This window comes from Neomicrococcus lactis (assembly GCF_014200305.1).
GTDB lineage: Bacteria > Actinomycetota > Actinomycetes > Actinomycetales > Micrococcaceae > Neomicrococcus > Neomicrococcus lactis.
This window is the reverse complement of the sequence record NZ_JACHBL010000001.1, coordinates 665826-690741: the sequence shown is the minus strand read 5'-3', so window position 1 is coordinate 690741 and position 24916 is coordinate 665826. Positions and strand designations below refer to the sequence as shown.

At 58.1% G+C, this 24916-nt stretch carries 16 protein-coding genes; 8 read left to right on the top strand and 8 right to left on the bottom strand.

From position 1 onward, the window contains the following. Window positions 1-165: 165 nt before the first annotated feature. The 4 genes from BKA12_RS03155 to ftsY all read right to left on the bottom strand — a co-directional run bounded on the left by BKA12_RS03155 (window position 166) and on the right by ftsY (window position 5451). Entirely contained in the window at window positions 166-504 is a 339-nt protein-coding gene (locus BKA12_RS03155; RefSeq protein WP_183640583.1) for a P-II family nitrogen regulator, read from the bottom strand. Next, entirely contained in the window at window positions 501-1817 is a 1317-nt protein-coding gene (locus tag BKA12_RS03150) for an ammonium transporter (RefSeq protein WP_183640581.1), read from the bottom strand. The genes BKA12_RS03155 and BKA12_RS03150 overlap by 4 nt, the downstream gene beginning before the upstream one ends. Window positions 1818-2011: 194 nt before the next feature. Then, the gene (locus BKA12_RS03145; protein WP_183640579.1) at window positions 2012-4081 is read right to left on the bottom strand and encodes a heparinase II/III domain-containing protein; all 2070 of its coding nucleotides are present in this window, start codon (window positions 4079-4081) and stop codon (window positions 2012-2014) included. Window positions 4082-4245: 164 nt separating this feature from the next. Continuing rightward, on the bottom strand, window positions 4246-5451 hold the full coding sequence (gene ftsY / locus BKA12_RS03140; protein WP_183644478.1) for a signal recognition particle-docking protein FtsY: 1206 nt from the start codon (window positions 5449-5451) through the stop codon (window positions 4246-4248). A gap of 44 nt (window positions 5452-5495) precedes the next feature. Here ftsY and BKA12_RS03135 point away from each other — a divergent pair, with 44 nt between their 5' ends. Beyond that, complete coding sequence (locus BKA12_RS03135; RefSeq protein ID WP_183640578.1) at window positions 5496-6710, top strand: MFS transporter; 1215 nt, start codon at window positions 5496-5498, stop codon at window positions 6708-6710. A gap of 44 nt (window positions 6711-6754) precedes the next feature. Here BKA12_RS03135 and smc read toward each other — a convergent pair whose 3' ends face one another. Next, window positions 6755-10285 carry a chromosome segregation protein SMC gene (gene smc / locus BKA12_RS03130; protein WP_183644475.1) on the bottom strand — a complete coding sequence of 1177 codons (3531 nt, stop codon included), beginning with the start codon at window positions 10283-10285 and terminating at the stop codon, window positions 6755-6757. A 211-nt stretch (window positions 10286-10496) separates the two neighbouring features. On the opposite strand from smc, the gene BKA12_RS03125 reads away from it, so the two are divergent. The 4 genes from BKA12_RS03125 to BKA12_RS03110 are packed head-to-tail and all read left to right on the top strand — an operon-like array spanning window position 10497 to window position 16063. Beyond that, window positions 10497-11522 (top strand): 3-oxoacyl-ACP synthase III, encoded by a 1026-nt coding sequence (locus BKA12_RS03125; RefSeq protein ID WP_183640576.1) that lies wholly within the window; start codon window positions 10497-10499, stop codon window positions 11520-11522. Then, window positions 11519-14191 (top strand): alpha/beta fold hydrolase, encoded by a 2673-nt coding sequence (locus tag BKA12_RS03120; RefSeq protein WP_183640575.1) that lies wholly within the window; start codon window positions 11519-11521, stop codon window positions 14189-14191. Before BKA12_RS03125 ends, BKA12_RS03120 begins: the two co-directional genes overlap by 4 nt. After that, window positions 14188-15207: an NAD-dependent epimerase/dehydratase family protein gene (locus BKA12_RS03115; protein ID WP_183640573.1), complete on the top strand. Its 1020-nt coding sequence runs from the start codon at window positions 14188-14190 to the stop codon at window positions 15205-15207. The genes BKA12_RS03120 and BKA12_RS03115 overlap by 4 nt, the downstream gene beginning before the upstream one ends. 25 nt (window positions 15208-15232) lie before the next feature. After that, the gene (locus BKA12_RS03110) at window positions 15233-16063 is read left to right on the top strand and encodes a serine hydrolase (RefSeq protein WP_183640571.1); all 831 of its coding nucleotides are present in this window, start codon (window positions 15233-15235) and stop codon (window positions 16061-16063) included. A 62-nt stretch (window positions 16064-16125) separates the two neighbouring features. On the opposite strand, the gene wecB is transcribed toward BKA12_RS03110, so the two are convergent. Beyond that, window positions 16126-17268 carry a non-hydrolyzing UDP-N-acetylglucosamine 2-epimerase gene (gene wecB, locus BKA12_RS03105; RefSeq protein WP_183640570.1) on the bottom strand — a complete coding sequence of 381 codons (1143 nt, stop codon included), beginning with the start codon at window positions 17266-17268 and terminating at the stop codon, window positions 16126-16128. A 142-nt stretch (window positions 17269-17410) separates the two neighbouring features. Between wecB and BKA12_RS03100 the strand changes: the two genes are divergently transcribed. The 3 genes from BKA12_RS03100 to BKA12_RS03090 all read left to right on the top strand — a co-directional run bounded on the left by BKA12_RS03100 (window position 17411) and on the right by BKA12_RS03090 (window position 21020). Then, window positions 17411-18325: an ABC transporter permease gene (locus BKA12_RS03100; RefSeq protein ID WP_183640568.1), complete on the top strand. Its 915-nt coding sequence runs from the start codon at window positions 17411-17413 to the stop codon at window positions 18323-18325. Window positions 18326-18330: 5 nt separating this feature from the next. Next, the gene (locus tag BKA12_RS03095; RefSeq protein ID WP_246361592.1) at window positions 18331-19206 is read left to right on the top strand and encodes an ABC transporter ATP-binding protein; all 876 of its coding nucleotides are present in this window, start codon (window positions 18331-18333) and stop codon (window positions 19204-19206) included. 305 nt (window positions 19207-19511) lie between these two features. Next, window positions 19512-21020, top strand: coding sequence for a glycosyltransferase family protein (locus tag BKA12_RS03090; protein WP_183640566.1), 1509 nt, complete (start codon window positions 19512-19514; stop codon window positions 21018-21020). Between the two features lie 111 nt (window positions 21021-21131). Here the strand turns inward: BKA12_RS03090 and BKA12_RS03085 are convergent, their stop codons facing one another. Next, window positions 21132-23249: a glycosyltransferase family protein gene (locus BKA12_RS03085; protein ID WP_183640564.1), complete on the bottom strand. Its 2118-nt coding sequence runs from the start codon at window positions 23247-23249 to the stop codon at window positions 21132-21134. Next, the gene (locus BKA12_RS12580; protein ID WP_183640563.1) at window positions 23246-24889 is read right to left on the bottom strand and encodes a glycosyltransferase; all 1644 of its coding nucleotides are present in this window, start codon (window positions 24887-24889) and stop codon (window positions 23246-23248) included. The genes BKA12_RS03085 and BKA12_RS12580 overlap by 4 nt, the downstream gene beginning before the upstream one ends. Window positions 24890-24916: the final 27 nt, after the last annotated feature.

Genomic DNA, 24916 nt, shown 5'->3' with positions numbered 1-24916 from the left:
TCTCCTGAATGAGTACGACGACGCAGCTTGCGTCACCGAAGAAGGCTTACGTCGAATTGTCCGCCTCTTTTAGTGCAATGCATAGGGGTAGACGCAACTGTGGCCAGAACGTTGTGAATCGTTCTGGCCACAAGTGCTGACTGTTATTCAGTTTTGTTTGGTGCTTTAGATCGCGGCTTCTGCGCGTTCTCCGGTGCGAACTCGAACGACTTCGTCAACGGTGGTGACCCAGACCTTGCCGTCGCCGGCTCGGCCCGTGTTTGCGGTGGCGATGATGACATCCACGATGTCATCTACCCATTCGTTGGAAACCAAGATCTCCAAGCGGGCCTTTGGAAGCAGGTCCACGGTGTATTCAGCACCGCGGTAAACCTCCGTGTGTCCGCGCTGGCGTCCGTAGCCATTTGCTGCAGAGACCGTCAGACCTTGCACGCCGTAGGATTCCAGAGCGTTGCGGATCTCGTTGAGTTTGTCTGGGCGGACAATTGCTGTCACAAGTTTCATGCCGAGGCTCCTTCCGAGCGGTTGGTCAAGCGGGTGTTCAGGTGACCGGAAGTGGCTGGGTGTGGGACAAACTGACCCGTGGTGCCCAAGCCGCCGAATTCGTAGGCCGTCTCCGCGTGTTCGTGGAAGTCGATGCCATTGGTTTCTGCTTCATGGGTGACGCGCAGTCCAACGATCTTCTGGATGATCAGTGCGATGATCCAGGTAGCAACCGCGGTGTAAGCAACGGCAATGATCACGGCAACTGTCTGAGCGATGAGCTGTCCGAAGCCGCCGCCGTAGAACAGGCCGCCAGCGGATTCCTCGTTTGGCAGAGCCAAGAAGCCCAAGGCCAGCGTGCCGATGATGCCGGAAACCAAGTGAACGCCAACGACGTCGAGCGAGTCGTCGTATCCGAGCTTGTACTTGAGTCCAACTGCGAGTGCCGAAGCTACACCGGAGACTACACCGAGTGCGATTGCACCGAGTGGGGAAACGTCAGCACACGCTGGGGTGATAGCTACGAGGCCTGCAACAACACCCGAAGCAGCGCCCAAGGACGTTGGGTGGCCGTCACGGATCTTTTCGGTGAGTACCCAGCCGATGACCGCAGCACAAGGTGCAACAAGCGTGTTGATCCAGATCAGGCCAGCCTGCTCAGCGGTGCCTGCAGCGCCGCCGTTGAAACCAAACCAACCGAACCAGAGAAGAGCAGCGCCAAGCATGACAAATGGGATGTTGTGCGGACGCAGTCCTGGGTCGCGGCCAAAGCCGTAACGCTTGCCAACCATGAGTGCCAAGACCAAGCCGGCAACACCAGCGTTGATGTGAACCACAGTGCCACCAGCGAAGTCAATTGCTTCGCCAGCCCATGAGCCGATTGCGCCTTCTGCACTGAGAAGTCCACCACCCCAAACCCAGAAGGCAATGGGTGCGTAGACGAACGTGACCCAAACAGGGACAAACAGGCTCCAAGCGCCGAAAGACATACGGTCTGCAACAGCACCGGAAATCAGGGCGACCGTGATGATCGCGAAGGTGGAGCCGTATCCGATGGAGATCAAGTCCTCGGTGCCGATCTGGCCGCTGAGTCCGAACTGCTCAAAAGGAGAGCCGACCAGTCCGCCGATGCTGCTTCCGCCACCGGCCATCGAGTTGCCCCAGAGGACCCACACGACGCCCACAATTGCGAGAGAGATGAAGCTCATCATCATCATGTTCAGCACGCTCTTTGCGCGCGTCATGCCGCCGTAGAAGAACGCGAGCGCCGGTGTCATCAGGAACACCAACGCCGCACTCACCATCATCCATATGTGGGTGGCAGTTAGTTCCATCGCCTCGCCTTTCTTTTGAGGTACGTGTTTTACGTACTTCAAGATTCCGGCAGGTTTGTTTCAGCAAGTTCCTTTGCTTGTTACCGCGATGTGACGAAGGAGGGGCTGCACGTAAAAAGCAGGTTCCGGAAATATTTCAGCCTTGTTTCCGGCTGCCTTGAATCCCCTTGCAATTCCGCATAATTTAGCTCTGACTAGCGCACTTGGCTCATGTAACCACCTGCTGTAATCCGCACTTCGATGACATCTGTGCCGATGCGGATCACCAGTTTGGTGGCTCCGTCCGGATATTTGCTTCGTGTAACTCCCACTCCGGCGGTCTTTCGCGCCGGGACAATCACGGAGATGGTGCCCACACGATTTCCAAACCGACTAAAGACCAGTTGGTCCGTTGGTTGCCGTTGTTGTTGAAGGGGGTACCAGTGGCCACGTGGCGTAGTCCCCACGACGCCGCGATAGAGCTGGGTTTCTCCACGCTGCACCTCTTGAACTCCCCAGAAGGGAATGTGGACAAATGTGGTCAGCGTGTTGGAGGGGGCAGCTGAGCGAGCCACGGACCGTCCCGGAACGGTCGTTGTCTGGTCCGCAGGCACCGCCCACTGCGTCTGAATGGTGTGGCGTTTGGTCGAGTCCACAATGACCGTTCGGTCCAGAACCACCGCAGCATCGGGTCCCTTCATCATGAGGATGCCTCGGGTGCGGTTTCCTTTCGCCCCGAAGCTCTGTGTCATTTCCAGGTAGTCGCCCTTGCCGTTGGTCGGGAAGCTGTATCTCGTCACGCTAGCGGTGCCACCAATGGTCATATCGAGGGTGGGGATGTTGATGGTGTTATGGGCCAGCGTTCCCCTACCCCACGGCTCCCAGGGCGCACCGACGATTCCTGGATGTCCGGCATCAATGACGATGTCTCGGCCACGTGCGGTGAAGAGTAACTGGAGAAGATCCCCGCGATGGGCCTTCTTTTCTTTTCCGGTGCCGCCACGAAGCATCCAGGCGACTTCATTGGCAAACCCTGTTTCTCGAGTACCCCATGACGACCGACCAAACACAGGGCCAGCTTTGAAAATCCGAATGCGGGGCGTCGAGTGGCTGCCATGTAGGCCGTTGGTTGCTGCCCACAGCATTCCTGGCGTGCCTGGTGACAAGGGCTTGGACACTTCGGTGTCCCCATATTGGAAGAACTTTCCCGTGCCGTTGACCATGTGACCTATCGCGTCTCCCATCAGCCCCAAACGGCTGTTGACCAGAGTCGAGGTCCATCCGCAGCGAGTCATGAGGTCTCGAACCTGCCGGAAAAGTCGATAGTTGAAGTCTGCGTACATCGGCGAAGCTTCGTTGCTCAGCCCTTGCGAATCCACTTGATACGGGTATGCCTCTTCCACTCGAGACACCGCGATTTCTTGGTAGTCCTTGCGGTTGATGAGACAGCCAAGACCCAGCAGCGCCTTGTTTTCGGATGTTCCATGATTGTGGGCGCCTGACCAGCGTGCAATGTTGTGTTTGGCATGAAGATTCAGGGAGTCAAGCAACCACTGGTAGCTGGAGGGAAAGATGCCTCCGTTGCGAAGCATCACTACTTCGCGGAAACAAATCAACACGTTGAGCCGATGCGTATTCGCTTCAATGTCATCCAGGTCGCTCAGCCAGCTCACTGGGTGATCCCTGATCCAGTCTTTGATGATCGTTTCGGCTTTGATGAAGGCCGTGCCATCACCTTTGCGGGCGGCCTCAATGCTGGGGCCGATCCATCGCAGGGAACTGAACCATAGCGTCCAGCCCAAATCAGCGTAGGGATCTAACTTCCAATTGATGTTTCCCCGCCCATCACCGACCTTGGTGTTTGGGAAGATGTTCCAGTTGTAATAGTCGGCTGCATTCGTTGCCACGGAGTTGTAACGAGGCAACTGACCATAGTTGTCGCATTGGTACACAGGGGTTGCCGTGGCGGTCGGACTCTCCGAACTGTCCGGGCTCTCTTGCTCTGGCTTTGAGCCAACTATCGGAGGCGCGATTTCGTCCTCCGGCGCAGAAATTTCCCCGGGCACCGAATCATAGCGAGGCTCGACAGTTCGAGGGGTGAAGTCGTCGTCTGCGGCAGGGGAACTAGATGCTGTGGTGCCACCGGCCATCGTGGCTGAATTTACCTGCGTACTTGAAGCCGCTCTCCCAGTGCTCGCTTCGGCTGCTGAGCCGGGACAGAGCGTCATTACGAGCGATAAGGACAAGATCGCGGTCGTCAGGCTGCGTTGCAGAATGCGAGCCATGTTCTACTCCATCGTGAGACATTTATTCTGCTCCGAGGATAAACCCGTTGGTACCCGACCGGGTTGTTTATGGCTTAGGTCTTCTTCATTGAGTCAACAAAAGAGGTGTGGCGTGAGCGAATACTCGCTCACGCCACACCCGTAAATATCTTGCCGACAGACCCTTAGTCGATCAGTGCGTCAACAAAGCCCTGAGCATCGAATGGCGCCAGATCGTCAGGGCCTTCGCCCAGACCTACCAGCTTGACCGGCACGCCGAGCTGGCGCTGAATAGCCACCACGATGCCACCCTTGGCGGTACCGTCCAGCTTGGTCAATACGATGCCAGTAACCTTCACGACCTCCGAGAAGACCTTGGCCTGGTTGAGACCGTTCTGACCGGTGGTTGCGTCAAGCACCAGAAGGACCTCGTCGACTTCGGCAAGCTTCTCGACGACGCGCTTGATCTTGCCAAGCTCGTCCATGAGGCCAACCTTGTTCTGCAAGCGGCCTGCCGTGTCGATCATGACTACGTCGACTTCTTGGTCGATGCCGGCCTTCACGGCTTCGTACGCGACCGATGCTGGATCGGCGCCATCGATGTCACTCTTCACGGTTGGAACACCAACACGGGCACCCCAGGTCGCAAGCTGCTCGGCAGCGGCGGCACGGAAGGTGTCAGCCGCGCCCAGAAGAACATCCTTGTCTTCGGCCACGAGAACGCGAGCAACTTTGCCAATGGTGGTGGTCTTACCCACACCGTTGACACCAACCACCATCATGATCGAGGGGCGGCCGTCATGGCGATCATCCGCGAGGGAACGATCCATGGTGGGATCCACAAGTGCCAGGAGTTCTTCCTTGAGCATGCGACGCACCTGCTCAGGATCGCGGCTGCCTTCAACCTTCACCCGGCGCTTGAGGTTATCAACGAGCTCGAGGGTTGGTTCGGTTCCGAGGTCCGCCAAAAGGAGAGTCTCTTCGATTTCGTCCCAAACGTCATCGTCGATCTTGTCCTGGGACAGAAGTGCAAGAAGTCCCTTGCCCAAAGCGTTGTTGGAGCGTGCAAGGCGCTCACGTAAGCGTGCCAGACGGCCAAGAACCGGGGCTGGACGCTCAACGTCAAGATCAACCTTGCCACCCAGATCATCGACGAGTTCCGTTCCGTCGTCGGTGATTGTGTCCGTTGAGCCAGGGGCACCAGGACGCTCGAGGGTATCTACTGATCCCTGCGCGGATCCGGGCTTCGAGATCAGCGGTGGATCGTCCGAATCACGGGTAGAAGTGTAGGTTCCGGGCGGAGTTTTACGGCCCCGCAAGAGGAAGGCCGCTCCCACGCCAACAAGGAGAACGACGGCTGCAACAACAATGATGATGATCAACTGGTCCATAGGCACGGTTCCAGCTTCTCATAAACGGGATACACTCCGAAGCGATGAGTACTCCGAGTGGCCAATCCTTACAGGGATCCCAACAGAAAATTCCGGCGCAAATTCGGGTCATTATTGTGGCCGCCTTCGTCATTGCCCTTGGCTTTGGCATCATTGCGCCGATCCTCCCCCAGTTCGCAGCGTCCTTTGACGTAGGTCCAGCTGCGGCCGCCGCGATCGTCAGCATCTTTGCGCTGTTCCGTTTGCTGTTTGCTCCGGTGAGCGGCCGGTTGACGGAGCGTTGGGGCGAGCCCGTGACTTATGTGGTGGGCGTGAGCATCGTAGCTGCCTCCACCATTCTTTGCGGTTTTGCGGAGTCATACACACAGCTGATGATCTTCCGTGCCCTTGGCGGCGTCGGATCAACGATGTTTACCGTCTCGGCAATGGCCTTGATCGCTCGGCTGTCTCCCGACAACATGCGCGGCCGGATTGCGGGCCGGTATTCCGCATCGTTCTTGATCGGAAACATTGCCGGTCCCGTACTGGGCGCCGCATTGGCGGGCTTCGGCTACCGCCTCGCCTTCTTTATCTACGGCGGCGCACTCATCATCGCCGCAGCCACCGTGTTCTTCTTCTTGGCGGGCGTAGGCAAGCGTCGAGTGGCGCGCGAACCAGACAACCGCACCATCATGAAGCTGGGCGAGGCATGGCAAGTGCCATCCTTCCGTTCGTCCATCTTTTCCGGCTTCGCGCACGGCTGGAACAACTTCGGCGTTCGTGTGGCCATCATTCCGCTCTTCGCGGCTCAAGCGTTCACGCATGGTGACGCCATCGCTGGCTTTGCATTGGCGATTTTCGCCGCCGGAAATGCCCTCGCGCTTACTGTCTCGGGCAAGCTCTCTGACACCTATGGCCGTAAGTTCCCCATCATGGCTGGTCTTGCCGTCGGCGGTTTGTCCACCATCGCCATGGGCTATGTCTCGAACGAAATTGTTTTCGTGGTGCTTTGCGCCGTCGCTGGCATGGGTACAGGCATCATGAATCCGTCCCTCATGGCCTCAGTGGCTGACACCATCAGCAGTAAGCGCAACGGCGGACGCGTCATGGCCATGTATCAAATGTCCATGGACTTCGGATCCATTATTGGACCGATCCTGGTGGGCGTGATCGCCGAAGCATCCAACTACTCCACCGGTTTCCTGATTACCGGCCTTCTGGCCTTGGCGGGAGCAGCTACGTGGTTCTGGGTGCGCACCCCACCACGTCAGAGCGCGTAAACGGGAAAGCTCACAAGCAGGAAAGCTCACAAGCAGGAAAGTACCTAGGCGGAAACTTCCTCGTCACGGGATAGTCGCTGGCTCATCACGGCAGACACACCGTCGCCGCGCATCGACACACCGTACAAAGCATCGGCGATCTCCATGGTCCGCTTCTGGTGCGTGATGATGATCAGCTGGCTGGATTCGCGAAGCTCTTCGAAGATCGTGATGAGGCGTCCCAAGTTGGCATCATCCAAAGCCGCTTCCACTTCGTCCATGACGTAGAACGGCGATGGTCGCGCCTTGAAGATCGCAACCAGCAGAGCTGCCGCCGTCAGTGAACGCTCGCCACCGGACAAGAGCGAGAGCCGCTTGACGTTCTTACCTGCGGGCCGCGCGTTGACCTCAATGCCTGACGTGAGCATGTTGTCAGGATCCGTGAGCTGCAAGGAACCCTCGCCACCCGGGAAAAGACGCGCGAAAATTCGCTCGAACTCACGAGCGGTATCCGCGTACGCCTCGGCAAACACTTCCTCCACATGCCGGTCCACGTCTTTGATCATGTCCAGCAAATCCCGCCGGCTCGCCTGAAGGTCGGCGAGCTGCTCGGAGATAAATGTGTGTCGCTCTTCGAGGGCCGCGAATTCTTCCAAAGCCAGAGGATTGACTTTGCCGAGCGACGCCAGATCCTTTTCGGCACGCTTGAGCCGCGCTTCTTGTTCAGCGCGGACGTAAGGTGCGCCGTCAACAAGCTGCTCCGGACCGTAGTTGTCCACGAGGTAGTCGGCGCTCATACTCAGATCCTCGAGCGCGCGCTCTGCCAAATTCTCCGTCCGGGCCCGCAATCGAGCGATGTCCACTTCGAACGCATGGATGGACTGCGATGCTTGAGCCAACTCCGCGCGAGCATCCTCAACGCGTTGACGCAGGGTTTGAACCTGAGCCTGCTGGGCTGCCGCAGTCTGTTCCGCTGCTGCGAGCGCGGTCTCAGATTCCGCGATGGAGGCACGCACGGATTCTTCAATCACACGTGCGGCTTCGGAAACATCAGCGGCACGCTGAGCTCGTTGGGTGCGCGCGGCAATGCGTCGTTGCTCTTCGGATGCTGCAATGCGTTCGGCAGAAACACGACGGCGCGCGGAGTCCAGGCGACCGCTGATGTTCTTCACGATCTCTTCTTGACCGCGGACGGCGAGACGCGCTTCCACTTCAGCGGCACGGGCCTGAGCTGCGGCACCAGCAAGTTCGTCACGGCGAGCACGTGATGGCTCTTCGGTATCGTCCGCTGGACCGGCTTCTGCGAGCGCCAGTCGCTCGGTGATGTCGCGGTGCTTATCTTGTTCCTCGGCGGCACGTAGGGCGTTGCGCTCTTGAGCGGCGGTCGCGCGTTCGGCGTCGGAGATGGCGCGTCGAATCATGGCACCCAGCTGGGCAAGCCGTTCCTCGAGCGCAGAGATTTCAGCGTCTGATTCATGCAGTGCGGACAGCGCGTCATCGCGACGCTCTCGAGCGGCAGCTTGACGGTCTTTGAGTCCTGCGAGCGCGAAGGCTCGACGTTCATGAGTCGCAGTGACGGAATCGTATTCAGCGCCCGAAGCCGCAATGGCGTTCTTCAGCTCCAGCGCGCCGTGGCCGTCTCCCGCTCCCCCGGCCGCCGTCGCCAGCAAGGCCTTCGTGACGAGCGTTCCCTCGCGTGTCACTACGCGCGCCCCGGAATGCTCCGCTGCGAACGCCACGGCGGATTCCAGGCAGTCCGCAAGATAGACGTCTTCCAAGAGGAGCACGACGACGCCGCTCACTTCCGCGGGCGCCGTGACGTGAGTCAGTGCTGGCGAAATACCGGGCGGCGTTTCTGGCGTGGCTGACTTGCCCGATACCGCGCCGAGTCCCTCAGCGGGTTTGTGCTGAACAACCCACTTTGCTGACGCGCCATCGGCCGTCGCCCGATTCAAGTGATCAATCGCAGTGGCTTGGGTATCCGCGATAAGCGCACCTGCGGCAGGACCCAAAGCTACTTCAACAGCCTTTTCCCAACCGGCAGTAACGGTCAGCTCCGCTGCGAGCCGGCGAGCACCTTCGACCTCTTGAGCAGTCTTTGGCAAAGCACGTTCTAGGCTCTCTTCGAGAGCACCGATACGCGCCAACAGCGCAGAGCGTTGCTTCTCGCTCGCGGTGTGGTGTTCAAGCTCCTCGCGCAGTTCCTTATCGATGGCAACAAATTCGGCTTCGGCCGCTTCAAACGCCTCGTCGAGGTTTCGTTCGCCGGACTCCACGGTGACGGCGCTGTTCTCCAGCACCTGGAATTCTTGTTCGGCCGTTACCCGTCGCTGATTAGCGTCCGCGACATCAGCCGCGAGGCGTTCTTCCTCTTCGGTAATTCCTTGCAGGCGTCCTTCGATAGCTGCGAGGTTTCCGCGTAGCTTCGCAAGTCCTTCACGGCGATCGGCCTGCGCGCGCAACGCATTGGTCAGCCGCTTCTCCTCTTCGGCGGCCAAATGCTCAGCCGCACCACGGGACGCAATCATGGACTCGAGGTGCGCTTGCGCCGTCTCAAGGTCCGCTTGCTGGTTCTCGAGTTCAGCGACGAGCCTCTCTACAGCTGCTTCAAGTTGTGGGAGCTCATCGCGGCGCGGCGCTTCTTGCTGTTGCTGCAAAGAGTTTGCGCGTTCCTGGCTCACGGCTACCAGAGCGGCATAACGCTCCCCCAGCACCTTGAGGGCTTCGTGGGTAGCTCGTGCGGAAGATACAGCTGGGCTCGCCGCAGTTACTTTCGCTTGAGCGGCCTCCAGTTCAGCCTGCGCTGCACGGAGCTTCGCTTCAAGCTCCTGACTAGCGAGAGCGGCACCTTGGCTGCGCTCTTCAATGTCCATGAGCTCGTTGACGGCAGTATCAATGTCGTCGGCCAGCAAACGTGCTTTTGCGTCTCGCACATCGAACTGCACCGTTTGAGCACGGCGCGCTACTTCAGCCTGCCGTCCGAGGGGTCCCAGCTGGCGACGAATTTCCTTGGTCAGATCCTCCACACGGTGCAGATTCGTTTGCATCGCATCGAGCTTGCGAACCGCTTTCTCACGACGACGCCGATGCTTGAGAATGCCGGACGCTTCTTCAATGAACCCCCGCCGTTCCTCGGGGGTCGCATGAAGCACGCGGTCCAACTGACCTTGGCCCACGATCACGTGCATTTCGCGGCCCAGACCGGAATCGGAAAGCAACTCTTGAATATCCAGCAGTCGGCACGCATTGCCGTTGATGGAGTATTCGGATCCGCCAGTCCTAAACAGGGTGCGCGAGATCGTCACTTCGGAGTACTCAATAGGGAGCGCGTTATCCGAGTTATCAATGGTCAACGCAACGTGTGCGCGCCCTAAGGGAGCACGCGCCGTCGTACCGGCAAAAATGACGTCTTCCATCTTGCCGCCACGCAATTGCTTGGCGCCTTGCTCACCCATGACCCAGGCGAGCGCGTCCACCACATTGGATTTTCCAGAGCCGTTAGGACCTACGACGGCGGTGACGCCAGGTTCGAATTCAAAAGTCGTCGCAGAAGCGAAGGACTTGAATCCCCTAATCGTCAGGGTCTTGAGGTGCACTCTTCCGGCTTTCTTGGCGGTGGGTATTGGCAATCAAGATACCTTGATTTCGCCCCAGAATTGAGCAATTCAGTGTGAAATCCAACAACTCCCGCACCGTTTCAATGCTTTAAGTTCTGGGCAAACAGGGCATAGTTAAGAACGGCTGGGCTCTTTAAGAGCACTAGACTGAAGCTCTTGTGCAAGGCGAAAACGGATTTGAGGCACTCTGTTGGTAGGTAATGCGACGTTTCGACATGAAAACGCGGCGATCGTTTCTGTAAGCGCAGTCGAAGCTCCTCTTGTCATGACGTCGAACCATTTCGACGAACGGCTTGCTCCTAGCCTCAAGCGACTTCACCTTTCGAGGCGACTGCTCGAGCGCGTTGCTGGCGTCTCCGAACGCCGCTGGTGGCCCGAGGACGTGGACTTCGAAGAAGGCGCTATTCAGGCTGGCAAGGACGCGATCGCGAAGGCGGGCATTAAACCGCACCAGATCGGTCTCATGATCAACACCTCGGTGACCCGCCGCAACTTGGAGCCCTCCGTTGCTGTGCGCATCCACCACGGTGTGGGCTTGCCGTCTTCGGCAATCAACTTCGACGTGGCTAACGCGTGCTTGGGCTTCGTGAACGGCATGACCTTGGCTGCCAGCATGATCGACTCCGGGCAGATCGACTACGCACTCATTGTGGCGTCCGAAGATTCCCGCCCCACTCAAGAACTGACCTTCGAGCGTCTCAACAGCGAGACCTCTACTCGCGAAGACTACTTGCGCGAATTCGCCACGTTGACGCTCGGCAGTGGCGCCGCGGCAGCCGTGATTGGCCGCCACGATCTTCACCCTGATTCTCACCGCATTGTGGGCGGCGTGTCCCGGGCAGGTACCGAATTCCACGAACTCTGCGTGGGCGGACCCAACGGCATGTTCACCGACACCAAGGGCCTGCTGGATAACGGCCTCAAGCTCGTAGTGGATGCCTGGACGGAAGCTCAGGACAGCGGTTGGAACTGGCGCGACATGGACCGCTACGTCACCCACCAAGTCTCGAACTCTTACACCAACGCCATCATCAAGGCTGTCGATTTGGTGCGCAATCGCGTTCCCATCACGTTCCCGAAGTGGGGCAACGTGGGACCGGCTTCGCTACCGATGACGCTTGCTCAGGAATCTGCGACTCTCAAGAAGGGAGATCGCGTGCTGTGCATGGGGGTGGGCTCCGGCCTGAACACCACCATGATGGAGCTTGCCTGGTGAGCCCGGCCGCGCATCTTCCCTCAGTGAATCTGCCTGGCGTCAACCCGGCGTGGGATCGCTACGTCGCGGTTCCTTCGACCTCGAGTGTGGATCCCCAGAACTCCACCTACCTTTGGCATGTTCTGGACACGCACGCGCAGGCGTCTGCCGAGGCCATCGAGAACGTCTCTGTCACGCTTTTCTGTGTCCACGGAAATCCCACGTGGTCCTACCTCTACCGGTCCGTGTTGGCCGCAGCCAACGAGCGTTTCCCGTCCGTGCGAGTGATCGCCGTGGATCAGCTCGACATGGGCTATTCCGAAGACACCCACCAAGACCGCACGCTGCCTGATCGCATCAACGATCTTGGTGACCTTAGCCGCGCGCTGGGCATCGACGGCTCACCTGTAGTCACAGTCGGCCACGACTGGGGCGGCATCATCTCTTTGGGATGGGCACTCCAGCACCGCGAGAATTTGCAGGCGGTGTCACTGTTCAACACCGCTGTGCATCCCGCTGGGTTCCAGCTTCCACCCGCTCTGCAGTTGGCACTTCACCCGGCGGTTCACCGCTGGGGAACTCAGGACACCTCAGCGTTCATTGACGTAACGCTCGCGCTCGCGCAGCCCACGCTCTCCAAGGACATCCGCGCCGCATACAAGGCTCCGTACCGTGGCCGTGAACGACGCCGTCCGGTGCGCCAGTTTGTTGCCGACATTCCGGCGACGCCCGCGCATCCGTCCCACGCGAAGCTCATCGAGGTCTCTGAGGGACTGCGCGACCTCAAGGTTCCGGCATTCTTCCAATGGGGTCCTAAGGATCCGGTCTTTTCAGATCGCTATCTCAACGACCTCATCGACCGCATTCCTCACGCGCAGGTGCACCGCTACGAAGGCGCCAGCCACATGCTGCCCGAAGATCGGGACGTTGCCACGCCGCTTCTCGAGTGGGTTGAGGGTCTGGGAACATCGCGTGAGAACTCGCAGTTCCCTGTTTCGCAGGAGCCACTCCGATTCTTGAGCGCCGAGCTGGAAAATCGCAGCAGCGACACCACCACGGCCTGCGCCGACATTCTTCCGGACGGCAACGTCCAGCGAGTGAGCTGGGCGGATCTGTCCACTCGGGTAGATCGTCTCGCCGCAGGACTTTACGAACTCGGCGCCCGTCCCGGATCCCGTGTGAGCCTGCTGGTACCCCCGGGCACGGAGCTCACGTCCGTGGTCTACGCCTGTTTGAAAATCGGTGCGATCATCGTTGTCGCCGACGCCGGCCTGGGAACCAAGGGCATGGGTCGCGCCATCAAGGGCGCCCAGCCGGACTTCCTGATTGGCATCGACCGTGCACTGAGCGGTGCTCGCGTCTTCGGCTGGCCCGGTCGCAAGATTGCCGCCGCCATGCTTCCCGAGGGCGTCAAGGGAACGGCGAAGCGCAGGGCCCTCAATGCTGAGACGGACCTCGCGGATCTCGAACGCCGCGGCCAGGACGCTATCGCGAACGGCTGGACGCCTCCGCAACTCGATCCTGACGCTGACGCAGCCGTGCTGTTCACGTCCGGCTCCACGGGTCCTGCCAAGGGCGTCGTGTACACTCACCGCCGCCTCGCCGGCTTGCGAGACACCATCCAACAGACCTATGGCTTGCGTGCTGGCACAGGTCTCGTCGCGGGTTTCGCGCCCTTCGCACTCTTGGGACCAGCGCTCGGCGCTGTCTCCGTCACTCCGGACATGGACGTCACCGCACCGCGCACGCTGACCGCCAGGGCCCTCGCCGATGCGGTCGCCGCCATCGATGCGACGGCCGTCTTCTGCTCCCCCGCAGCCCTCGAAAACGTCGTGGCGACTGCTCAGGGAGCCTCACTTCCTGGCGTCGAGTTGGTGCTCTCCGCCGGTGCGCCGATCCCCGTTCCCCTACTCGAGAAGGTCCAGACCATCTTCCCGAAGGCGTCTCTGCACACTCCTTACGGAATGACAGAGGCTTTGCCGATCGCGGACATTGACCTGCAGGCTTTGCGAGCGGCGTCGTCGTCCTCAAAAAATCAAGCCAACGGTGTTTGCGTAGGCACTGCCGTTTCCGGCGCCACCATCGCGATTCTGCCTTTTGGCACGCCCGACGCCGAGATCGCCGAGGCCGCGCTCACTAGCGAGCCAGGCGTCAGCGGCGAAGTGGTGGTGCAAGCGCCGCATATCAAGGAGCGCTATGACCGCCTTGCGCTCACGCAAGCGGAAAGCGCGCGGATTCCCGGATGGCACCGCACCGGTGACGTTGGACATTACGACGACGCAGCTCGCCTCTGGATTGAAGGTCGCCTCCAGCACGTGGTGACGTCAGCATCTGGGCCCATCACGCCGGTTGCGTATGAGTTGGCCGCCGAAAGTGTGCCCTCAGTCCAGCGCGCTGCTGCTGTGGGTGTGGGACCTGCGGGAACGCAAGCGCTCGTGATCGCCGTGGAAGTTGATGGCGCGAAAGATGGCCTTGCCTCTGCAGCGCTGGCCGCTGAAATTCGTGCGGCTATTGCGGAGCACGTCGCGGATCCGGCGCCGGTGTCCGCTGTAGTTACCACCCGAATTCCCACCGATATCCGTCATAACTCCAAAGTGGACCGGACGGCAGTTGCCGCTTGGGCCACGGAAGCGCTCTCGGGAGGGAAAGTTCCTCGCCGTTTGCCGCGAGCTGGCGGGATTCGCTCGTGAAAGTCCTTGTCACCGGCGCTAGCGGCATGCTGGGCGGAGCCGTGGCGCAGCTCTTGGTGGAACGTGATCACGAGGTCACGGCTTTCCAACGTGGCGTGACGCAAGCGCACAGCGTTACCCCATCACGCGGAGCTTCTGCCGCACGCGTTGTCGCTGGCTCGGTAGCTGACGCTGAAGCCGTCTCTGCAGCTATCGCCGGTCAGGATGCCGTCATCCACCTCGCCGCAAAGGTCTCCTTCACCGGCGAATGGTCAGATTTCGTCTCCACCAACATTGAGGGCACCCGAAACATCATCGCTGCGTGCCGCGAGCACGGCGTCCGCGATCTCGTATTCGTCTCCTCGCCGTCCGTGGCGCATCTTGGTACCTCGATTGCAGGTGTTGGCGCCGACGTTGCTGATCCCGTTCACGCTCGAGGCTTCTACGCACGCTCCAAGGCGAGCGCCGAGCTCGAGGCGTTAGCCGCGGATTCGCCTGAGCTCCGTGTCGTCGCACTTCGTCCGCACATCGTGTGGGGTCCGGGAGATACGCAACTCGTCGAACGCGTCATGGACCGCGCCGCTCAAGGCCGCTTGCCGTTGCTTGATGGCGGGCGGGCGCTCATCGACACCACCTACGTGGATAACGCTGCGGAAGCCATCGTCCGCGGGCTGGAACGCATGGATGTAGTGCACGGGCGCGCGCTCGTCATCACCAACGGCGAACCACGACCGGTCTCCGAAATGCTCGCCGGCATTTGTGCTGCGGCGGGCATCGACGCTCCGCACCGCAACGTTCCGGGGCGCGTGGCGCGTGTAGCTGGATCCGTGGTGGAAAAAGTTTGGTTGCAAGGACTCAAGCGCGGCTGGGTGCAGGACGAGCCGCCGATGACCGAGTTCCTCGCCGAACAGCTTTCTACGTCCCACTGGTTTGATCAGCGTGAGACGCAAGAGCTTCTCGAGTGGTCGCCGCGCGTCAGCATTGACGAAGGATTCGCACGGCTAGCCCAACATTATGGCGGCAAGGCCGGGCGCTGACTGATGCCGGCACTAAGCTGGAACGGTGACTGCTCTAGACGCTCTTTCCACTTGGCCCGTAGACCACAGCGCCGCCTCGGTGCTCCTCCTCAAGGACGGCTCCCCGCAGGTCGTTGAGACCACCGGCGAGCAGCAGCGAACCTTCGCTCTGGCATCCGTGACCAAGCCGCTGGTTGCCTACGCCCTCGCCTTGGCGGTCCAAGAGGGTGCCTTAGAGTACGACGACGCCGTCCCCTTCCCGGAGGGCGCTACCGTCCGGCACGTGGTTGCGCATGCGGCGGGCCTTGATTTCGATTCCGAGCGCGTCCGGTATGGATTGGCCGAGCGCCGCATGTATTCCAATCAGGGGTTCGTGTACGTCGCTGAGGCTCTTGAGCGCGCTACTGAGATCCCTTGGCGCGACTATGTGCGCGAGGCCGTTTTTGAGCCGCTAGGCATGACCTCAACCACCATTGAAGGCGCTCCTGGAGCTGGCGGCGTGTCCACTGTCGCCGATCTTTCCGCCTTCGCCTCCGAGCTCTTGGCACCCAAGCTTCTCGATCCGTCTTTGCTCAACGAGGTAAAGACAGTGCAATTCCCGGGCCTCGATGGACTGCTGCCCGGCTATGGCACCCGGAAGCCAAATGACTGGGGTTTGGGCTTTGAAATTCGTGATCACAAGTCGCCACACTGGACCGGAACGTCAAACTCCCCCGAAACCTTTGGGCACTTCGGGCAGTCCGGATCGTTCTTGTGGGTGGATCCAGTCATCGGCGTTGCCACCGTGGTGTTAACGGACAGAGACTTCGGTCCATGGGCACAACCCCTGTGGACCGAAGTCTCTGATCTCGTGGTGAGTAGCTACAGCAACTCGTAATTCATGTTGGAGCTCGATGCTCCGGAGCTCTTATGCGCCGTGAGTCTTACGCTCCGAAAGTTTCACGCTCCGTAATCAGGAAGGCGCTCGCCGACGCCCAACAATTCGGCAATCGCTGCAACGGTACGCGCCGCGGCCTTACCGTCACCATATGGGTTAACGGCATTTGCCATGGCTTCGTAAGCTGCGGCGTCGTGCAAGAGAGCGGAAACCTCGCTAAAGATGCGCTCTTCGTCCGTACCGATCAACTTCACGGTACCGGCCTCGAGTGCTTCCGGGCGCTCGGTATTCTCGCGCATGACGAGTACCGGCTTGCCGAGGCTTGGAGCCTCTTCCTGAACTCCACCGGAGTCCGTGAGGATGACGTTTGCCGCGGCCAGCATGCGGGTGAACTCGCCATAGGCCAAAGGCTCGGTCACGGTGACGTTGGCCTTGCCTTCGAGGAACGGAAGCACTGCTTCGCGAACCACTGGGTTCTTGTGTGCTGGGAGCACAAAGACAACATCTGGGTTTTCGTCGGCCAAGCGACCGAGCGCGCGACCTACACCGCGCATTGCCTCGCCCTGGTTTTCGCGACGGTGCGTGGTGATGAGGACAATCTTCTTTCCGGATGCCTCGATCTCTTCCAAGACTGGTTCCGAGTATGGAACCTTCTTCTCTACCACGTTCAGCAAAGCATCGATCACCGTGTTTCCGGTGACGGTGATGGTCTTGGGGTCAATTGCCTCGCGCTCGAGGTTGGCACGGCTGGTGCTGGTCGGTGCCAAGTGCAGGGACGTAATCTGGCTGGTCATCTTGCGGTTCGCCTCTTCAGGGAAAGGCGAGAAGATGTCAAAGCTACGCAAACCGGCTTCTGCGTGAACCACTGGAATGCCGCGGTAGAACGCCGCGATAGCTCCAGCCGTCGAGGTGGTGGTGTCACCCTGCACAATGACTGCGTCGGGCTTGTCCTCTTCGAAAAGCTTGTCGAGGCCCTCGATCGTCCGAGTCATCACACCGTTCAGCGTCTGGCGCGGCTGAATGATGTTCAAATCATGATCAGGCTTGATTCCGAAAAGGTCATTCACCTGATCCAACATCTCGCGGTGCTGACCAGTTACTGTGACAATGCACTCAAAGTGCTCTGACTCTTGAAGCGCCTTAACAATAGGTGCCATCTTGATAGCTTCCGGACGCGTGCCATAAATCGGCATGACTTTGAGCAAGATTCATCCTCTACAGTGGTGATAAGCGACGACTCGATCATAGCTCAGCAGGCCAGAGCTTCCCTGTTCGGATGACATACCGCTGATAGAATCATCAGGCTGTTGCCTGCGCGGCAGTTTCATTTCCGTGAAAGGTTCATCAATGAGTCCTACGGGTCAAGACCCCACCACTTCCCAACCAGACGAGTCATCTTCAAACTCGTCTGTGAAGGAATACTCGATTGACCCGGCGAAGCTGCTTCGAGTTGGTGCACGCCCCGGTTTCTGGGCCTACTTGAAAGAAATCTGGCGCTATCGCTCATTCATCTACTTCGATTCGCAAGCTCGCGTGGCAGCAGGACACGACGAGGATCGCTTGGGCAAAGTATGGCTGGTACTCAATCCGATTTTGAACGGCGCAACGTACTACTTCGTCTTCGGACTCCTTTTGGGAACCGGCTCCGGAGTTCCAAACTTCCTCGGGTATCTGATCATCGGAACATTCATGTTCCGATTCACCACGCAGGGCATCATCAGCGGCGCGCGCTCAATCAACAACAACAAGTCAGTTGTTCAGGCGTTCAACTTCCCACGAGCAACACTTCCGGTCGCCGCGAACCTCCGTGAATTTATGGCGAATGTACCCGCCTATGTGGTGATGATCATCCTCATTCTCGCTATTCCCCCGGTCGAGAAGATCACCTGGCTATGGCTTTTGTTCATTCCGCTCGTTGCTGTTCAGTTCCTGTTTAACCTGGGGCTCTCTTTAGTACTTGCTCGCATCGTCACTCGCTTTAGCGACTTCATCCACATCATTTCGTTTGGAACGCGAATCTGGCTGTACTTGTCCGCTGTATTCTTCGCCGCAGACCGTTTCGCTGATCACCCCGTACTGATGGCGTTCATGCACGCAAACCCCATGTACTGCGTTCTAGAGATTGCTCGAGACGCACTTCTCTACGGCACACTGCCGGCGCTCAACCGTTGGCTTGTGCTCATCGCTTGGACTGTAGTTCTTCTCATCATCGGATCCTGGGTGTTCTGGCGAGCTGAGGAATCCTACGGGCGGGAGAGCTAGAACTCATGACTCAATCAACATCACGTATGGATTCCCAGTCCAAAATCGCCGTCGTTGCTGACCGCGCTGGTATGACGTACACAGTCAAAGCCAGCGAAGACGCCTCAGAAAAGAAGAAAGGCCTGATGGACCGTTTCCGGTCCGCATCAGGTGTGAATACGGTTCAGGTCAAAGCACTGAATCCCATTTCATTTGTTGCAGAGCGAGGCGAAAGCATTGGTGTCATCGGCACGAATGGTTCCGGAAAATCCACGCTCATGAAGATCCTGACGGGCCAGATACTTCCGACTGAGGGCGCTGTCTACGCAACGAGCACGCCCATTATGCTGGGCGTCAATGCGGCGTTGGTCTCCACCCTCTCCGGCGGCGACAACATCACTTTGGGCTGCCTTGCCATGGGCATGTCCTTGGCTCAAGTCGAGGAGAAGCGTCAGAGCATTATTGACCTCTCCGGGCTGCAAGATTCCTTGCATTTGCCACTGAAGTCCTATTCTTCGGGCATGGCTGCGCGATTGCAGTTTGCCATTGCTACGTCCGTTGATCCGGAAATCCTCATCATCGATGAGGCTTTGAACACGGGCGACGCACAGTTCCGTGACCGCACTGCGGCTCGCTTGGATGAAGTCCGGGAACAAGCCGGTTGCGTCTTCTTGGTCTCACACTCTCTAGGCACCATTCAGCAGATGTGTTCGCGAGTCCTATGGATTGAGCGTGGGCAGCTCTTGATGGACGGCTCCCCTGAAGAAGTCACCGAGAAGTATCAGCTGTACAGCAACGCCATGGGCCGAAATCGAGTGAAAGCATCACGCATTCTTCGCGAGGAAGCGCAAGCAACGCTCAAGCCCACAGTCATCAACTGGCAATCTGCACCTCCTCGTTGATCCTGATGACGAGTCTCACATCCCGCTTACGATCAGCCACGCAACGAGTCACGGCTATCGCGGCAAACGAGTCACGCAAGACCAAACGTCTTTTGGTTGACGAGTACTCGCGCGTATCGAAGCAACTGAGGTCTTCTCCGCTTGAAAGAGTTCTACCGGGTTTCCTAGGGTCCGACTTACCTCGAAGCGCTTGGCCTATCGGCTTACGAAAGCATCTGAGTTCCTCAAGCTCGCAGATAGACCTGTTCCAAGAAGTTCAGGATCTGCCTCCTTCTCAGTCGCTCGTTCGTGCGCTCAAATCAACGGTGCCGGCCGAGGGCCTTGTACTGGCTGTTGTTGGTCCTGCTGACGCAACACAGACTCCGGGCGCGCTCACCGTGGACCAATTCATCCGCCTAGAATCAGCGCTGACGCAGCACACCTGGCTGGTTGTCGGAACGGGTGACTCGACCATTTCGGATCTGAAGTCACGCCGCTTAGGGCAACACGTAAGTGTGGTCCCTGACCCCCTGGATGCGCTCAAGCGTGCCGCGTTGTTCTCTCTCGCGAAGCTCTTCATCTCGCCGCTGACCTTTGACGTTACGCGTACCCGTGTACCGGGTTGGGCTGAAATTGCCGCGGCCAGCGCAACGCCAATTGTTGACCCACAGGACATCGAAACAATTGCGTCGATTGCAGGTAACCCCGCAAAGCTCAAGGCCCTAGGGCGTGCCCAGCGCCTCGCCGCCCTCACCCTTGCTGGACTGGAAAGTGGCGCTGGCAAGATCGATGAACTCCGCGTTCCCCCGCGCTTCAAGGATGACCGACTAAGTGTTCGCCAGTCCCCTCGACTGGTGATTGCAAGTCACGATCTCAAATTTGCAGACGGACTCTTGGCCGAACTAGATAGGCGCGAAGTCCATTACGAAGTCGATCAGTGGACGGGTCATGCACGGCATGACGAAGCGCGGTCCCGCGAACTTTTGCGGCACGCCGACGCCGTGTTCTGCGAATGGACTTTGGGAAACGCATCCTGGTACTCGAAGCACGCTCCGGCAGGCGTTCGTGTGACCTCGCGTTTTCACATGCAGGAGCGATCCGTACACTATGTTGATCAGCTGGACTGGAAACGATTGAGCGCACTCGTTTTCGTTGCCGAGCACGCACGTCAAGAGATTCTGCGCGATCACGTCGTCGAGGCCGAAAAGACACTCGTGGTCCCAAACATGGTTGGGGTGCCCCCACAGAACTTCTCATCGACGCCAGAGCAGAGATTCAGCCTGGCCTTGGTAGGCATGGTGCCGGTCAATAAGGCTATCCATACGGCTTTCGACACTCTCGAAGAACTAAGAGCGGTCGATGATCGTTATCGTCTCCACATTCGGGGACGTCTGCCATCTAGCTACGAATGGATGAACCGCCGGACCGCCGAACGGACATACTACGAACAACAGTTCGCCCGGATTGAGTCCAGCCCATTGCTCCGAGACGGCGTGAACTTCGTTCCCTACGGCGACGGACTATTTGAATGGTACGAACTTCAGGGCGTGGTGCTTTCTACGAGTGAATTCGAGGCATTTCACTATTCGCTCCCCGAAGGTGCCGTGCGCGGAGCAGTTCCGCTGTCTATCGCATGGCCCGGCGCCGACCTGATTTATCCCGCCTCCTGGCTTGCTTCAGATGCCTCAGACTTATGCGCCAAGATCATTGCCGCAACCCGTGACGAAGACATCTGGAATGCACGACGTTCTGAAGCGCGGGAGTTCGTTGCATCGCGCTTTGAGGAATCCCGAGTATCGAAACGACTGGCGGACGTGATCCTTGGATCTTTCTAGAGTCCGCAGTGCTTGCAGGCCACACCGAAATTGGCTGCAGTCGTAGACACAGAAGCGCGTCCGGAAAAGGTAACAACCTGTTTCTCGACGCGCTTCTGGTGTTTCAATGGTCTAGCTCTGGAAGACCGACCGAAGTCGCTCGCCCCAAGAGTTCAATTTCTGGGCCTCTTCGAATGTGAAGTTGTGGTCGCTGCTTTCGATTCGTTTCACACCATCCATGATGGACTCAACAGATCGCTCGCATTTCACGCCTACAGACGCCTCTTCGACGAATGAGGCGATACTCATATCCGCATAGGTCAGAATCGGGAATCGGCGCTCAATCATGCTCATCGTCTTGTATGGGAAAGCGAATCGCGCATAGTCAGAATCCAGCAGAATCGTGCCGATGCACAGCTCGGTACGCGGAATGTAGTTCTCTAGATCAGCGTGAATGATTCTCACTGCAGAATCGTCCTTGAGCCCCAATTCATGGAGACGTGCGAAGAGCGAATCTACTTCACGAGCACGGACAACGAAATCAAGGAAATATCCTTCTTGAGCCAACTTGGCTGCTGCCTCAAGATAATTATCCATACCGTAGATGTCGCCGATGCCACCTGCATAGAGCAACGTGGTACCTTCGCGCTTGATAGCTGTTCGACCCTCTGGAACATTCTCCAACGCCACCCCTGGGGGCAACGGCAGCCAATCGATCGCCTGATGATTGTGTTCCTTGAGCATTTCGTTAAAGCCCTCGCCGGAGTCCTTGCTTGGTGCTGCTAGAACTTCAACGACGCTCTCTAGGCGTTCAAGTTCTCGGCGGCCGCTACGGACCAGTGCCGCCCGCTTCGAGTCCGTCCAAATATCGAACTTTTCTTCAAGCCAGTGCATGTCGCGAACAAACCATGCCGTTTGGCCGCCGGCCGCTCGGAACTTGGAAATCGTTGAAACGAGATCTTCAAGCACATCTTCTTCAGCAAGCGGTGACGTGGAATTTTCGCCGTAGAACACTCCGGCTTTGCGCCCCTTGGCCAGAGCTTGAGAAACGAGTCGGCTCCTACGAGCAGTGTTGTTTCCGGTAGAAAACATGCGAATGGTGGGACCAAGTTTTTCCATCTCCCGCGCCATGTTGCGGACACGCTGTGGACGAGCTCCAGACGAGTCGTCGCTGAGGCTACCCACTGAGTAGAAGACGTTCAAAGGTTGATCGGATTGAAGCGCCGCAAGCTCTTCGTAATCCCAGGAGACTGGCTTTGCCCATCGTTCAAAAAGTTCTTGAGCAAAGTCACGAGAGACTTCGTTGGACGAATCCTCGATAGCCGGGGGAAGGTCGCCGAGATCTGTTTCTGGCTGGTGCAGGACGTCAGCCGTTACTTGAACGAGGCGCACTCCACGAGCCAGGTTGGTGAACCCAATGCGCTCGCACAGACCACGCATACCGACGGTTGCCTCAACGGCAATCTTGTCCCAATCAGGCTTCAGCGCGGCCAGCACTGGGCCGGCATCTCGCGATGAACCAAGGAACACCAAGTGGGTGAATTGCCCAAGGCGCGAGTGCAAATTGTCGCTCAAGGAATTCTTGCGTCGAATTTCGTGGCGAGAGTACAAAGAAGAAATGGCGAGCGGTGTGATCTCGTCGACTTCATCGCCAACGACAGCCTTCAAGTTGTCGACAAAGATATCAATGGACTCTTCTGACAGCTGAGGATCAAAGAGAATGCCCACATGCTTGCCGACACGACGGGCCAGTACTCGAGACCGGCCCAGAATAGGTCTTGGGTTTAGCAGATGAGGAAGACGCGAGCCCTTCCCCAAAGCCTTGTCCATCTCGAATTCATCGTCCAAGAAGATTCGAGTGCCATTGTCATTGAGCATCTGAAACGCTGAAGACAAGCTTCCACGTGCGCTTGAGAAGTCCAAGTCGCCTCTGAAGAGGACCGAAGCGCTAGGTCCAGCTACCGTGGCCGCGGTGACAGACGCACCAGCCAGTCCGGTACCAATCACGAAGTCGACCTCGAGAGTCTCCAACGCTCGTTGGATCTCCGTCCGCCGGATTATGGACGACGGCAGCGTTGCGATGGTCTGAAAAACTTGAGGGTGTACTTGCGGAGCACGACCTCGTGCAAAGGTGAGCCAGAAGTTATCGGCAGGCCGGAAAATACTAACTTCGTGACCGTTCGCTTTCGCGTTGTCGATAATCATCGCCTCTGCAGGGCCAACGCCCTCGGCAAACAATGCTAGTTTCATGAACGCGTCACCTCCTGATCAACCAAATTCATCACTGAGAGTTCTTTCGCAATTGTGTGTTCGGGCGCGGTTTGAGAACGCACCCGTGCGGCCGCAGCCTTAGACATCTGCTGGAAGAGAGCCGCATCGGATGCAAGTCGCTCAATTCCATCGGCCAGTCCTTGGGCGTCTTCAGGATCGGCCATGATGGCGCACGAATCATCGACAAATTCTGGAATAGCGCTCACACGGTTAGTCACAGGAACAAGTCCTGATGCCATGGCCTCGTCTCGGCTCACACCCTGAGTGTCTAGCCTGGATGGAACGAGGAAGATTCCATAGTCCTTGTGGAGAACGGCAATCTCTTCTTGCGTGGCAAACCGCTGTTCAATCTGGACGTTGTCGAGCCCACCGAGTGCTTCCTTGAACTGGCCAAAGAGTCGACCGTCGCCAATAATCCGGAATTCAAGATCCTTGAAGATCTCTCTCTTTTGCAGGAGTTGAACAGTTTTGACAGCGAGGTCTGCTCCATAGTTCATGTTTCCGGCAGACCGCACCCACAAGACCTTGAACCGCTGTTCAGCAGGCTTCTCTTGGAAGGTAAACAGGTCCGTGTCAATCACGTTGGAAATGACAGCTGACCTCGCGTTTGGCATCTGAACGTGCATATCTTCAAGCGTGTTCGCCCGAGCATGTTCAGACACAAAAATGAATTTCTCCGGTCCATATGGTTCGGCCAAAACATCTCGCCAGAAACGTTGCCGATCAAAAGTCGCCAGAATGCTAGCGTTCGCAGCGCTAAAGGAGGTCAGGTTGTGAATCTCACGCACCCAACGTCGAGCCTCAAAACCGTGAATGAAGAAGAAGAAACGGTTATCTTTGGCGTGCTTACGCAGCCATGTCCATTCAAATGCAGACGGGAAATGCACTGCGACGGCGTCGTATTCTCCTTGCTCAACAAGAAGTGAGCCCTCCAGACCATTGCTGACCAGGACGTTCACACCGTCAAAGCTGTAGAAGCCTCGCATTTCGTTGCGGGAAAGCTTGAGCATGTCAACCGCTACGCCAGACTTTTGGTAATGCTTGATGCGCCGGTGAAGGAAACCTCCACCGTATTCGTTTCCTGGTGCCGGATAACTTGGCGACACCACAAGCAAGCGCCGCGCTCCATCCCTCTTAGAGTCACGACGTCCCAAATACAGAGTCGTCAGCTCTTGAGGAGTAAGTTTCTGTTCATCTTCGATCGTGGCGTCGCTGGTGCCATCAATCCCACCAACGAGAGCTGCCTGAGGCGTCTCACGAAGTCGCTCTGCCTCGGCAAACACAGTCTCCCAACGCTCAGATTCTTGTTCTCTAAGCGTTTCGAGATGCGCTTCAAGCAAGTAGGCGTGTTCAGTCAGAAGAATCGTTGAACGTTCTTCGTCTGTGTACGTTGAGCCAAACAAGTCAAGCGGAATATGACGCTGAACGCGTTCTTTTTCCTGTGATTTGCTGGATTCTTTGCCTGAATCATGCGGTACAGGCGCACTCCAAAGTGCGGCCGTCTCTTGCGAACGCTTGAGAACTTCCTTTGAGGTTCGAACTAACTTATCCGTAGGTTTTGGGAAGTGCTTTCGAGCTTCGCGGACAATTCCTTTGGCGATTACTTTAGGCTTCTTCACGAGACTCTCTATTAGTTCGGTTCTTGT